The organism is Actinomadura decatromicini (assembly GCF_008121305.1).
In the GTDB taxonomy this organism is placed as follows: Bacteria; Actinomycetota; Actinomycetes; order Streptosporangiales; family Streptosporangiaceae; genus Spirillospora; species Spirillospora syzygii.
Genome location: NZ_VSRQ01000002.1, coordinates 132936 through 146467, shown reverse-complemented (window position 1 = coordinate 146467; position 13532 = coordinate 132936). Strand labels below are relative to the sequence as shown.

The 13532-nt window shown below is 71.9% G+C and carries 11 protein-coding genes; 4 read left to right on the top strand and 7 right to left on the bottom strand.

What is annotated here, in order from left to right; genetic code table 11:
* Nucleotides 1-43: 43 nt before the first annotated feature.
* Nucleotides 44-1600, top strand: coding sequence for a long-chain-fatty-acid--CoA ligase (locus tag FXF68_RS08255; protein WP_148758372.1), 1557 nt, complete (start codon nt 44-46; stop codon nt 1598-1600).
* Between the two features lie 19 nt (nt 1601-1619).
* On the opposite strand, the gene FXF68_RS08250 is transcribed toward FXF68_RS08255, so the two are convergent.
* Entirely contained in the window at nt 1620-2501 is an 882-nt protein-coding gene (locus FXF68_RS08250) for an endonuclease/exonuclease/phosphatase family protein (protein ID WP_148758371.1), read from the bottom strand.
* 374 nt (nt 2502-2875) lie between these two features.
* Between FXF68_RS08250 and FXF68_RS08245 the strand changes: the two genes are divergently transcribed.
* Complete coding sequence (locus FXF68_RS08245; RefSeq protein ID WP_246178501.1) at nt 2876-4099, top strand: RNA-guided endonuclease InsQ/TnpB family protein; 1224 nt, start codon at nt 2876-2878, stop codon at nt 4097-4099.
* Between the two features lie 315 nt (nt 4100-4414).
* On the opposite strand, the gene FXF68_RS08240 is transcribed toward FXF68_RS08245, so the two are convergent.
* On the bottom strand, nt 4415-5620 hold the full coding sequence (locus FXF68_RS08240) for an MFS transporter (protein WP_187437807.1): 1206 nt from the start codon (nt 5618-5620) through the stop codon (nt 4415-4417).
* Between the two features lie 54 nt (nt 5621-5674).
* On the opposite strand from FXF68_RS08240, the gene FXF68_RS08235 reads away from it, so the two are divergent.
* Nucleotides 5675-6901, top strand: coding sequence for an arginine deiminase (locus FXF68_RS08235; protein ID WP_246178499.1), 1227 nt, complete (start codon nt 5675-5677; stop codon nt 6899-6901).
* Nucleotides 6902-7049: 148 nt separating this feature from the next.
* On the opposite strand, the gene FXF68_RS08230 is transcribed toward FXF68_RS08235, so the two are convergent.
* The 4 genes from FXF68_RS08230 to FXF68_RS08215 form a co-directional block, all read right to left on the bottom strand.
* Entirely contained in the window at nt 7050-7601 is a 552-nt protein-coding gene (locus FXF68_RS08230; protein WP_246178497.1) for an ATP-binding protein, read from the bottom strand.
* A 409-nt stretch (nt 7602-8010) separates the two neighbouring features.
* Nucleotides 8011-10035 carry a sensor histidine kinase gene (locus FXF68_RS08225; protein ID WP_246178496.1) on the bottom strand — a complete coding sequence of 675 codons (2025 nt, stop codon included), beginning with the start codon at nt 10033-10035 and terminating at the stop codon, nt 8011-8013.
* 93 nt (nt 10036-10128) lie between these two features.
* Nucleotides 10129-11463 carry a purine-cytosine permease family protein gene (locus tag FXF68_RS08220; protein WP_148758368.1) on the bottom strand — a complete coding sequence of 445 codons (1335 nt, stop codon included), beginning with the start codon at nt 11461-11463 and terminating at the stop codon, nt 10129-10131.
* A gap of 230 nt (nt 11464-11693) precedes the next feature.
* Nucleotides 11694-12029: a rhodanese-like domain-containing protein gene (locus tag FXF68_RS08215; protein ID WP_148758367.1), complete on the bottom strand. Its 336-nt coding sequence runs from the start codon at nt 12027-12029 to the stop codon at nt 11694-11696.
* Nucleotides 12030-12075: 46 nt separating this feature from the next.
* Here FXF68_RS08215 and FXF68_RS08210 point away from each other — a divergent pair, with 46 nt between their 5' ends.
* Entirely contained in the window at nt 12076-12537 is a 462-nt protein-coding gene (locus FXF68_RS08210) for an SSI family serine proteinase inhibitor (RefSeq protein WP_148758366.1), read from the top strand.
* A gap of 96 nt (nt 12538-12633) precedes the next feature.
* Here FXF68_RS08210 and FXF68_RS08205 read toward each other — a convergent pair whose 3' ends face one another.
* On the bottom strand, nt 12634-13521 hold the full coding sequence (locus FXF68_RS08205; RefSeq protein ID WP_148758365.1) for a hypothetical protein: 888 nt from the start codon (nt 13519-13521) through the stop codon (nt 12634-12636).
* Between the last annotated feature and the right edge of the window lie 11 nt (nt 13522-13532).

Genomic DNA, 13532 nt, shown 5'->3' with positions numbered 1-13532 from the left:
TGATGCCTGGACAACCAGGCGGTCATCGGCGAAGGGACCTACCGTGCCGGGTCTGACGGAGACGCTGCGCGAGCGGGCGCGCTCGCATCCCGACCGTGTCGCGTACATCGCGGGCGACACACAGCTCACCTTCCGTGACTTCGACCGGCGCGCCGACCGGGCCGCCGCCGCGCTCGCCGCCGCGGGCGTCGGACGCGGCGACCGGGTCGCGATCCTCGACAAGAACTCCCTCGAATACGCCGAGCAGCTCTTCGGCGCGGGACGGATCGGCGCCGTCCAGGTCCCGGTCAACTACCGCCTGGCGCCGGACGAGGTCGCCTACATCGTCAACGACGCGAAGGCGAAGGTCTTCATCGTCGGGCCCGAGTTCCTGCCCGTCCTCGACGCGATCGCCGGGAAGCTCGAACACACCCCGCACCTGGTGGTCGTCAACGGCGTCGACCACCCGTACGAGGACTACGCGACGTGGGTCGAGGGGGCGTCGGGCGAGCCGCCCGCCTACGAGCCCGAGCCGTCGGACGTGTTCGTCCAGCTCTACTCGTCGGGCACCACGGGCCTGCCCAAGGGCGTCATGCTCACGCACGCCAACTACCTCGCCGCGCTGGGCGTCAGCACCGACGTGTGGGACATCGACGAGTCGTCCGTCCTGATGGTCGCGATGCCGATGTACCACGTCGCGGGGAACGTCCTGGCGATCAACGTGGTCTACAACGGCATCACGGGGGTCATCGCCCGCGAGCCCGATCCCGGCCTGATCGCGCGGGGCATCGAGCGGCACCGCGTCACGCACATCTTCCTCGTCCCGGTGCTGCTCCAGTTCATGCCGCTGATCCCGGAGGTCACGGCGTGCGACATGTCGAGCCTGAAGCTGGTGCTGTACGGGGCGTCCCCGATCAGCGAGGACGTCCTGCGCGGCGCGATGGAGCTGCTGCCGGACACCGATTTCATGCAGGTGTACGGGCTGACGGAGGTCACGGGCGCGATCACGATGCTGCCCGCCGCCGACCACGTCCTGGACGGCCCGAACGCGCACCGGCTGCGCAGCGCCGGGCTGCCCAACGGCTCCTGCGAGCTCAAGATCGTCGACCCGGCGACGCAGGAGGAACTGCCGCTCGGCGAGGTCGGCGAGATCCTCTGCCGGACGCCGCAGAACATGAAGGGCTACTGGGGCAACCCCGGCGCCACGGCGGCGGCCCTCTCCGACGACAACTGGTTCCGGACGGGCGACGCGGGCTACCTCGACGAGGACGGCTACCTCTACATCCACGACCGGGTCAAGGACATGATCATCTCGGGCGGCGAGAACATCTACCCGGCGGAGGTCGAGAACGTCCTGATGAGCCATCCGGACGTCACGGACTGCGCGGTGATCGGCGTCCCGGACGCGAAGTGGGGCGAGGTGCCGAAGGCGATCGTCGTGCTGTCCTCGGACGTCCCGGAGAAGGACGTCATCGAGTTCTGCCGGGCCCGGCTCGCGCACTTCAAGTGCCCGGCGTCGGTCGAGCGGCGGGACGCCGTCCCGCGCAACCCCACCGGCAAGATCCTCAAGCGGCAGCTCCGCGAGCCCTACTGGAAGGACCAGGACCGCAACGTCCACTAACCCCTAGGCCGCGCTCAGGTCACGGGAAGCGGACCACGGCCGAGAGCGGCCGGTGGTCCGACGCCCTGATCCGGGACCCCGGGACACTGCACGACGCGGCGGCGGCCTTGGTGATGAACAGGTAGTCGGTCTTCTGCACGGCGGCGCCCGCCCAGTTCTGCCGGGTCGCGGCGCCCGTGCGGGACGGCCCCGACTGGTCGCACTCGGCGAACCGCCGGTACAGCGGGTCGAGCGCGGGGCTCTCCGGGGTGTCCGCGAGGTCGCCGCCGAGCAGGACCCGTCCCGTCCCGGCGAGGGACGCGAGCGTCGTCGCCTGCTTGCGCCGCCAGGCGCCCTCGGCGGCGCCGAGCTTCGTCACGCAGACCCGGGCCGTCCAGGACGGGACGTCCGCGCACAGCGCGATCCGGGTCCGGCCGGGGGGCGCGGGGAGCTTCGTGCGCTCCGGGCGGTCGAGCCGCTGCGCCGTCCCGATGGCGACGCCGGAGCGGCCCTGGCCCTTGGCGCAGGACGCCTCGCCGGGCGACGCGGCGAACGCCCACGTCCACGTCGGCAGGCTCTTCTTGAACGCGCGGACGTGCCCCTCGCAGACGTCCTGGAGCAGGACGGCGTCCGTCCTGACCTTGCGTCCGCCGACCTCCGTGCCCTGGATCCGCTCGCCGATCTGCTTCCCGAGCGCGTCCGGGGCCGTGCCGAGCGGGCAGCCGGGCCGGGCCGCGCCGCACACGCTCCAGGTCATCGCGGTGACCGTGGCGGCGGCCGGGCGGGGCGCGGCGCCGTCGGCGTGGGCGGGACCGCCGCCTCCCGGCAGGCCCTCGATCGAGGCGCCGGTCGCCGCCGCGGCGACGACGGCGGCCGCGGCGCAGACCGAGAGGAGGGGGACGAGGGCGCGGGGGGCTCGCACACATTCTCCAGGTGGGGGGACATCAGCGGGGATGATGCCGGAATCTCACCACATCAAGATCGCGTCCGCCAGTGGTTCACGACCAGTCGGTCGGTCACGGGACGAGGGGCGCGGACCGGACGGGGGATCATCCGTCCTTGAAGGTTAGGGGGTCCGGCGGGTGTTCCGCCGGACCCCCGCAATCTCCGAGCCCTTCAGCAGGCTTCTAGCGAGGAACCCCGGTCCTTCAGGGCCGGGAGGAATCGCTTCGGGTTCTTCGGGGGCGCGCGGCGGCCTTGATGTGGTGTGCGCGGGGCATGCGGGTCACGGGTCGTCTTTGGTGATCGTGTTCGCGTTGAGTGATCGTGTCGGTGCCTACCGCTACGGTCGTGCGTGTGAAGATCGTGGTGCAGGTGAAGCTGCTGCCGACGCCGGAGCAGGCGTCGGCGTTGGCGGCGACTGTGGCGGCGGTCAACGCGGCCGCGGACCGGGTGTCGCGGGTGGCGTTCGCCGAGTTCGGTCTGAAGGGTCGGGTGTTCGAGCTGCGCCGCCTTGCCTACGGTGAGCTGAGAGCGCGGGGGCTGGGGGCGCAGGCCGCCCAGCACGTGAGCAAACGGGTGGCCGACGCCTATGCCACGCTGCGCGGGCAGATCGGCGCCGGGCTGCTCGGTAGGGAGGGGTCCCCGCGCCGCGCCAAGGCCGACAGCAAGCCGATCCGGTTCCGGGCGGACGCCGCGCATACCTACGACGACCGGTGCGTGTCCTGGCGGATGGACGCGCGGACCGTGTCGATCTGGACCGTGCACGGCCGCCTGAAAGGTGTGGCCTTCACCGGCGAGCCGTCCCGGTTGAAGACCCTCGCCGGGCATCGGCGGGGCGAGTCGGACCTGCTGTGTCGGGGCGGGAAATGGTTCCTGGTCGCGACCTGCGATGTCCCGGAAGCGCCGTTGAACACCGACCCGGTGGACTGGATCGGGGTGGACCGAGGGATCGTCAACCTCGCCACCACCAGCGACGGGACCAATCATCAGGGCCGCGGGCTGGAGAAGTATCGGCGCCGGATGGCCAGGGTGCGGGCCGAGTTGCAGGCCAAGGGCACCAAGTCCGCCAAACGCAAACTGAAGAGGCGGGCGCGCCGGGAGGCCCGGCACGCCGCGCATGTCAACCACCGGATCGCCAAGACGGTGGTGGCCGATGCCGAACGCACCGGACGCGGAATCGCGCTCGAAGATCTGAGCGGGATCCGCGACCGGACAAGGGTTCTGCGGCACCGGCGGGCCACCCTGTCGTCCTGGCCGTTCCACCGGCTCGGCACCTTCATCGCCTACAAGGCCCTGCGGGCCGGAGTGCCGATGATCGAGGTCGACGCCCGCTACACCTCCCAGGGCTGCCCGCGCTGCGGGCACACCACCAGACGCAACCGTCCCACTCGGGATGACTTCTGCTGCGTCGTGTGCGGGCTCGCCGGCCCCGCCGACCACATCGCCGCCGTGAACGTCCGCAGACGCGCACGAACGGCGTGGGCATTCGTCAACATGCCCCATGCGGCCGTGTCACCGTCCCCCCGGTCAGGGACTGTCACGAGCTGCAAGCCCGGCCCTTCAGGGCCGGGTTGTTGACGTGGGGCTTGTCGTGCTACTTGGCCATCGGTTCGTCCTCACTGGTGGATCCGGTGAGAACCCACGCGCGGCCTCTACGGGCACGCGCATGTCGTGGTCGACCCCCCTCCGCTGGTTCTCCGGAGGTGGGACGGAGAGGGGTCAGCCTCGCTTGAGCGCAGCGAACCGGGGGGCGTGGGGGGTCGTCCCCCCACAGGGAACGCGCAGGCCGTCGACGGCTGCGTCTGCGGCTGCCGAGAAGGCAGCCGGCACCGCGCTCAGCAGGACGTGGCCCGCGAGCGTCAGGGTGCCGGCTGCGAAGAACATGCTCGCAGGTTACGTCGCGTCCTCGGCCGGGTCGACAGCTTTTCGACCTGCGGGAACGCGCAGGAGCAGCAGCCCGGCGGCGGCGCCCGCGAACTGGAACGAGGCGATCGCGAGGACGAGCCCGACCGGTCCGATCGCCGCCGCCGACGCGGCCGTCAGTGCGGCGCCGAGCGCGGACGCGCCGATCTTGAGGCTGCCCGCCGTCGTGTTGACCTGGCCGAGCCGGTCCGGCGGCGACTCGCGCTGGCGAAGCATCAGGGTCGCCGCGAACACCGGTCCCTCGCTCACCCCGGCCAGGACGAACGCGACCGTCGCCCAGGCCAGGGACGGCGCGACCGCGAGCGAGGCCAGCGCCAGCCCGAACGCGACCAGCCCCGCGATCATCACGGGTTCGCCGTGTTTCGGCGTCAGCCACCGGCTGGACGCGAGCGAGCCGAGCAGCGAGCCGACCGCCAGCGCGACGAGCAGCCGCCCGCCCGCGCTCGGCGGGGCGCCGACGTGCTCGGCGAGCAGCACGGCCGTGACGGCGACGCCGCCGAAACCCGTCCAGGCGAGGGTGGTCGCGGTGGTCAGGGCGCGCAGGACGCGGCTCTCCACCAGCACCCGCAGCCCGCCCGTGATCACCGAGCGCGCGGCGGGCAGCGCCGCCTCCGGCGCGGGGAACGGCAGCAGCGGCAGCGTCAGCATCCCGAGGACGCCCGCGCCGACGATCGCGACGCCCGCGTACTGCCCGCCCGCGAAACCCGCGATACCGGCGGCGAGGCCCGGACCGGCGATCCCCGCGAGGTTGAAGCTGGACGCCTCCAGCCCGTAGGCCCGCGACAGCCGTCCGGCCGGGACGAACCGGGGCAGCAGGCTCGTCAGCGCCACCACGATCGGCTCCGTGCAGCCGATCACGGCCGCGACGCACAGCGCGAGGACGAGCGGCGACCGTCCGGCCGACAGGAGCAGCGCGGCGGTCGCGGCGGCGTAGCAGCAGGCAAGGACGACGGCGACGCGGCGCGGACGGGCGGTCCGGTCCAGCGTGTTCCCGATCACCGGGCCGCTCAGCACGTACGGGAGCGTCGTCGCGGTCTGGAGGTACCCGGCGGTGGCGGCGTCCCCGGTCCGCGCCTGGACGGTCAGCACGAGCGCCGTGGCGACCCCCTCGGCCGACACCCGCAGCAACGTCGCCGACGTCAGGTGAAGCGGCAGCGCCGCGGCCCTGGTGATCACCATCGCATGGTGGCACAGCGAAACGGACGAAACAGGCCGCCTAGACTGCGGAGTGTGACGGCAACGAAGACGGCACAGCCAGGGCGGACGGCGCACGAACACCGGGTGACCAGCGAGGTCGGGCGGCTACGGACCGTGCTGCTGCACCGTCCGGGCGCGGAGTTGAAGCGGCTCACCCCGCGCAACAGCGACAAGCTGCTCTTCGACGCGATCCCGTGGGTCGGAAGGGCGCAGGAGGAGCACGACGCGTTCGCCGAGGCGCTCCGCTCGCGCGGCGTCGAGGTCCTGTACGTCACCGAGCTGCTCCAGGACGCCCTGGAGTACGAGGGCGCCCGCGAGCAGGCCATCGCGGACGCCATCATCGACCTCCGCCTGGGCGACCAGCTCCGCCGCATCGTCGAGGGGTACCTGCGCGACCTCGACCCGGAGAACCTCGCGCACACCCTGATCGCGGGCCTCGCGCACGAGGAGCTGAAGGCGGGGCACGGCCTCGTCTACCGGCTCATGGACCGTCTCGACTTCATCGTCGACCCACTGCCCGGACTGCTGTTCACCCGCGACAACAGCACCTGGATCGGCGACCGCGTCGCGGTGACGAGCCTCGCGATGGAGGCCCGGCGCCGCGAGTCGGCGCTGACCGGCCTGATCTACGCGCACCACCCGCGGTTCGCCGGGGCGGAGCCGGTGTACTCGCCGTCCCTGGAGCACCTTGAGGGCGGGGACGTCCTGCTCCTGCGTCCGGGCGTCGTCGCGGTCGGCACCGGCGAGCGGACGACCCCCGCCGGGGTGGAGCGGCTGGCCCGCCAGGTGTTCGGCGCGGGGTTGGCCCAGACCGTGCTGGCCGTCCCGATCGCGCAGGAGCGGGCGACCATGCACCTCGACACCGTCTGCACGATGGTCGACGTTGACACCGTCGTCATGTACCCGCCGGTCGCGCACTCGCTGACCGCCTACACCGTCACCCAGGGGAACGGCGACCTCCGCGTGGACGGCCCCCGCCCCTTCCTGGACGCCGCCGCCGAGGCGATGGGGCTCGACCGCCTCAAGGTGATCGACACGGGCCTCGACCCCGTCACCGCCGAGCGCGAGCAGTGGGACGACGGCAACAACACCCTCGCCGTGGCGCCGCGCGTGTGCGTCGCCTACGAGCGCAACATCGAGACGAACGCGCAACTTGAGGCGTCCGGCATCGAGGTCATCCGCATCAGCGGCAGCGAGCTCGGCACGGGCCGGGGCGGTCCGCGCTGCATGTCCTGCCCGATCCTGCGGGACGGCATCTGAGGCGCGACGACCCGCGCGGACCCAGGGAATAGAACAACTCGGGCGATGCCGACGGGGGCACGGCAACGCCCGAGCTGTGGAAGGACCATACAAGGGGAAGGGCCCGCATTTCTAGGCGGGGGACCCGTCCGGCTGGGGCCGGGGCCCGTCAGGCCGGGTAGGCCCTGCTCGGAGCGGCCCCGTCGTACAGGTCGTCCTCGGGGTCGTCCATGAGGTCCGGGAAGTCGGCGAGGTCGGGGACGACCGCCTGCGGACCGGCCGTCGTGGGGATGCCGTTCCCGTGCGAAGGACGGCTCTCGCCGTTGGCGCGCGGCGCGCGCAGCACGGCCCAGACCGTGGTCGCGCCCTCTTCGTGGCGGACGCCCCAGCCGTCCGACAGCGCCTCGACGATGCCGAGCCCGCGGCCGCCGAGCGAGGACAGCGTGCCCGGCCCGCGGCGCGGCTCGGTCATCGCGCCGCCGTCGCTGACCTCCAGTTCGAGCAGGTCACCGCGGCGCAGCCAGCACACCCTGACCTGGCCGGACGGCAGCGGCCGCGCATGCCGGAGCGCGTTGCTGAGAAGCTCGCTGACGATGACGCTGGCGTCGTCCACGACCGACTCGTAGACGCCCGACCCGGTCAGCTCCGAGCTGAGGCGCCGGCGGGCGACCGCGACGCTGGACGGTGCGTGTGGGAGCAGTACGACGCTCGACGCCCTCACCTCCCCGTGGTTCCGTTCACTCGGACGAGTCCCGCCGTCGCTTTCCGGTACGACCGAAATGCCCTGTTGGTCTGGACCGGAAACCCGAACGGTTCAGTTTGCCACCTGCACAACGAGTCACCGGCCATCCGGTCACGGTGATCACCTCCGGATCGGAGTCTCGTCACGAACGGCGACCATCAAGGATCTATCCAGCCAACGGCGGATTTACTCCTCGCGCGCGCGTTTCGTCCATCACACCGCGCAGCCACAGCACTTTCCCACACGGGCCCAGCCTGCCATCCGTCGAGACCACGGAACGCCCTGGTCATGCCGGTCTCACCGCGCCGCGCACAAGCCCCTGTCGTCACGGTGAGTAACCAAAATGGCGCTCATGATCACGCTTGGGTGGAGTCGTCCCGGGGGTCCATCAGCCCGCCGCGCGGAGGACGAGCCGCATGCACGTCCCCTCGCCCGCACGCGCACCACCTGCGGGTCCGCGGCCGCGCGGGGAGCGCAGCAGCGCGCCCGCCCGGGACGCGGACGGCTCTGGACCGGTCCCGCCGCCCGGTCGCGACGCGCCTGTGTGAGATGCCTCACTTTTCCCGGCTCCGGCCGGGAGGGCGGAGATCGTCCCGCCCTGCGCCTCGGTCAACCGCTTCACGATGTAGAGGCCGAGCCCGATGCCGCCGAAGCGCCGCCGGTCCCCGGTCTCGCCCTGGACGAACCGCTCGAAGATCCGCTCGTGGTCGCCCGGCGGGATGCCGATTCCCTCGTCCGCGACCGTCACGACGATGTCGTGGCCCTCGCGCAGGGCCCGGACGGTGACCGTCCCGCCGTCCGGCGAGTACTTGAAGGCGTTCTCCAGCAACTGCCCGAGGACGATGTCGGTCGCCATCGCGTCGCCCCGGCATTCGGGCAGGTCGGGCGCGATCTCCAGCTCGACCCGGTGCAGCGGCGACAGCGACCTGAACCCCGCGACCACGCCCTCCACCACCCGCGACAGGTCGAACGACTCGATCGTCACGGTCAGCTCGTCGGCGCCCGCGCGGGAGCCGAGCAGCAGGTGCTCGACCAGCCGGCCGAGCGACTGGGCGCGCTCGGCGATCGTCGCGACGGCGGCGCGGCGGTCCTCGTCGGTCAGCTCGTCCCACCGGTTGACCAGCGTGGACGCGAACCCCTGCACGACCGTGATCGGCGTGCGCAGCTCGTGGCTCGTGGTGGCGAGGAACAGGTCCTTCGCCTCCTCCAGCGCCTTCGCCTCGGACACGTCGCGGAAGTCGACCACCAGCTCGCCCGTCTCCTCGATCTCGGCGGCGAGGACGTTCAGCCACGTCCCCGACTCCAGCCGGAACGTCAGCATCTCCCCGAGCGCGGGCATGTCGAACGGCAGCGGGCGGCCGATCGCCGCGCCCGGCGGGACGCCGGTCAGCGCGTGCGCCGCCGGGTTCCACTGCCGGACGACGAGGTCGTGGTCCAGCACCGCGATGCCGTCCGCGCTGGAATCGATCACCGCGCGCTCGTGCGCCCGCTGCCGGACGACCTCCGCGTACGCGACGGCGTTGCCGACCGCGACGCCCGCGTGCCCGGCGAGCAGTTCCAGCAGCTCCAGCTCGGTGTGCCCGACCTTGCGCCCGGAGAACAGCGCGTACAGCGCGCCGTACGGCCGGTTCTGCAGGTACGACAGGCCGAGCGCGATCGTGTGCAGGCCGGGCAGCTCGGACCAGATCAGGTCGCCGAGCCGCCGCTGGCCGGTCGCCAGCTTGACCGTCTTGCCAGAGCGCAGCAGCTCCCCGACCAGGCTGGTGCGCAGGTCGGCGGACCGTCCGCGCATGTGCTCGGGCAGCCCGGACATGTTCACGAGCCGCAGCCGGTCGCCCTCGATCCGGACGAAGCCGCCCGCGTCCGCGCCGGTCAGCTCGATCAGCGCGGCGGTGATCCGGTCGAGCACGACGGCGAGGTCGAGCTCGGCGTTCAGGTCGGCGACGATGTCGTTCAGCCGCCGGACGAGCCGCGCCCGCTCGGTCATGTGGTGCTGGACGATCTCGTCCTCGTCGACGGGGTGGTACACGCCGACCCAGCCGAGCGGCGTCCCGGACGGGTCGCGCAGCAGGCTCGTGTCGATCCGGACGTCGATCAGCCGCCCGTCCCGGTGGAACCGGCGGGTCGCGATCGAGATCTGCCCGCTCTCGCCGGGGCCCTCGCCTGGAACGTCGCCCGCGCGCCGGGTGAGCAGGCGCTCCTGGACGGCGTTGTGCTCGGCCGTCAGCTCGTCCGGGACGATCGGCGGCACCCGGCCGACCATCTCCTTGGCGGTCCAGCCGAACATGCGCTCGGCGGCCGGGTTCCACACGGTGACCCGGTGCCGCTGGTCCACGGCCACGATGGCGTCGGCGGCGCTCTCGATGACGGCCCGCGCGATCGGATCGTGGACGTGGTGGTGCACGCCTGTCATCGTGCCACCGGACTCCGTCCGAGCGCCGGGTAACTTACGCCGAAACTTTCCACGGCAACCCTGCACAAACGGAAACCTTACTTCTTGGTAAGGCTAGCGCTCGGTCAGTCGTCCGGCCAGAAGGGCCGCCAGCCCGGCGACCAGGAACGACAGCAGCGACGCGCTCATCCAGCTCTGCGCGGTGAAGTGCAGGGCGTCCTGGACGTCCCGCCAGAACCCGGCCCAATGGCCCACCGTGCCGGGGTTGATGAGCTGGTAGACGGCGAACCCGGCGGCCCAGGCGACGATCATGCTCCACCGGGACGGGGCCGTCCGGGACACGTCCCAGCCGCGCGTCCGGTGCCGGCGGCCGAGGAAGAAGTCGGCCGCGAGCACCCCGAGCATCGGCACGAACACCGACCCGATCAGTGTGAGGAATCCCGCGTAGTCGTTGATGTCGAGGACGAGCGCGAGCACCGTGACGCCGACGCCGAGCGCGACGCTCAGCACCCGCCGGTCGGCGCGCGGCACGAGGTTCTGGATCGACACGGCCGTCGAGTAGGTGTCGGCGAACGACTGGTCCGCCTCCCGCAGCACGAAGATCGCGAAGAGCACGACGCCGAGCGAGACGTTCAGGAACGGGTCGAACGCCCTCGTCGGGTCCCCGGCGACCAGCGCCAGCGCCAGCAGCCCGAGGACGTAGGCGGCGATCTGCGTGACCGAGTACCCGACCGCCGCCGCGCCGAAGGCGGCGCGCTCGCTCCGGGAGTGGCGGGTGTAGTCGGCGGCGACCGGCACCCAGGAGATCGACACGGCGAGGGCCGCGTCCGCGCCGATCCAGAAGCCGCCCCACGAGCCCCGCGTCAGGTCGGGCAGCGGCTCGCGCAGGAGCTGCACGTAGAAGTACACGAGTGCTATCGCCACGGCGACCGTGACATATCGGCGCAGCAACCGGACGGAGCCGAGCGGCCAGACGGTCAGCACGGTCGTCATCGCGCCCGCCGCGATCACGTAGCCCCAGCGCGGGACGCCGTCCCACAGCTCGCGCGCCGCGTCCGCGATGACGATCAGCTCGAACGTCCCCCACCCGACGAGCTGCGCGACGTTCAGCACGGTCGGCGCGTACGACAGCCGCGCCCCGAACAGGCCGCGGAGCAGCACCATCGCGGGCTGGCCGGTCCGCGCGCCGGGGACGGCGGCGAGGCCGAGCATCAGCCCGCCGAGGATCGTTCCCACCGACATCGCGACGATGCCCGCCGCGATCGACAGGGTCGGGCGGCCCGCGTCGTCCGGCGCGAGGACGGTGTAGGCCCCGGAGAACGCCAGCAGGCTGACCCCGAGATTCGCCCAGAAGGCGCCCTGGTCCCAGAAGCCGAGCACCTTGGGCGCGGGCTCGTCGAGAGTGAAGGGAACCTCATCGATGGCACGCTCATCCACATCGGACGTCACGCCGACACGCTCCCTACGCCGGCATTACCCGGACAGGTTCATGCGGTCGGCGACGCCGTGAAGGCCGCCCTCTCAGCCCGGCGCTGGCCCGAGCTCCCGCGGTTCGTCGATACCCGGCCGACCACCCGGCCGACCGGCACCGATAGTACAACCGCCCGGCTGCCACCAAAAGGGCATGGATCACTAAAGATCGGACATGCCGGGCCGGACGGGCGGCAGATCGGCGCGGGTCAGGCCACGTACGGGCGCCCCTCGCCGCCGCTCTCCATCGGACGTCCCGCTTCCGCCCAGCCCTTCATGCCGCCGTCGACGTTCCGGGCCAGCCACCCCGCCTGGTTCAGCGCCACCGTCACCTGCGCGGACCGCTGGCCCGACCGGCAGATCACGAAGACCTCGCGGTCCCGGGGGACCTCCCCGGCGCGGTCGCCGAGCTGCCCCATGGGGATGTGGACCGCCGAGGGCGCGTGACCCGCGTCCCACTCGTCCTGTTCCCGGACGTCCAGCAGGTAGCCGTCCTGCGGCACGTCGGCGGCCCCCACGGCCGGCACGTCTTCCCCGAAATTCATCACACCCCCATGGAACCGCGCGAAGCCCCCCGGCGTCGAATCACGCATGCGGTATCGGACGCTCCTTTTCGCCGCGCCCGGGCTGACCTTGGTCCTGGCCCTCGGGGCCTGCGGCGACGAACAGGCAAACGGACCGTCCGCCGGCAAGCCCTCGGGCACCACGTCCGTGCAGCCCTCCGGCACGCCGGCGAACACCCTCACCGTCAGGGTGAAGGCATCGAAGGAGGCACCCGCCAAGTCCTGGACGCTGAAGTGCGACCCGACGGGCGGCGACCATCCCAGGGCCGCCGACGCCTGCGCGGCGATCGCCAAGGCCAAGGACCCGTTCAAACCCGTTTCCAAGGACCAGGTGTGCACGCAGATCTACGGCGGTCCTGAGATCGCCACGGTCAAGGGCACCTGGAACGGCAAGGAGATCGACACCAGGTTCACCAGGGACAACGGCTGCGATCTCCATCGCTGGACGCAGATCGCGCCGCTCTTCGGGAACGTCCCGAAGGTCCGCTGAGCGAGCGAGCCTTCCCCGTTCCGGCTCGTCCAACGGAGAACCGACCAGGAAGCTCCCCACCGGCCCCGGCGGAAACGCCGGGGCCCCTATCTGCTCTCAGGTGAGGAAGCCGCCGAGGCTGCGGTTCTGCGAGACGGCCGTGTCGAAGGCGAGCGGGCAGGCCAGTACCAGCGTCCGCATCGGTTCCTGCAACTGGACATGCATCCGGAGCACGTACCGGTCCGCCCCCGTGAACATCTGCGAGATGAACTCGCCCATCCCGGCGAAGCCGCGCTGGATGCGCGCGATCTCCTGCTGCTGCCAGTCGGTGATCCGCCCGCTCAGCAGTTCGTAGTAGCCGAGCTGCCGCTCGTACGGGTCGAGGATCTCCCAGCCGCGCATCGCCCGCTTGCGCAGGTGCCCGATCAGCCCGCCCTGCGGCGTGAGCACCTGCATCTTGGGCGTGCCCATGAACCCGTACGGCTTGTAGAAGAGGAAGTACGGCATGCCGTCCGGACGGAGGATCGACAGTTTCCGCTCCGCCTTGGTCTGGCTGCCCTGGGCGACGACGCGCAGCGCCTTCTTGGCCCCGCTGACGCCCTGCTCCCGGACGTACGCGGCGGGATGCCCCTGCGGGAGCCAGATCGTGTAGTTCGCCTCGGTCGAGAAGAACTGCGCGGGCTGGTCGTAGACGAGGATCGGCGACCCGTACAGGTCGACGGCCTGCTGCGGCTGGGGCTGCGGCGGCGCCTGGGCGGCCTGCGGCGCGGGATACCCGCCCTGCTGAGGCGGATATCCGGACTGCTGAGGCGGGTAGCCGCTCTGCTGCGGCGGATAGCCCTGCTGGGGCGGGTAGCCCTGCCGCGGAACCGGCGGTGCGCCCTGCTGCGGATATCCGTTCGGCGGGTAGCCGTTCGGCGGGTGTCCGGGGGCGGGCGGCGGGCCGTATCCGGGAGGGTAGGGGCCACCCGGACCAGGCTGCGCGGGAGGGGGCGGATAGCCCATGGCGGCTCCTG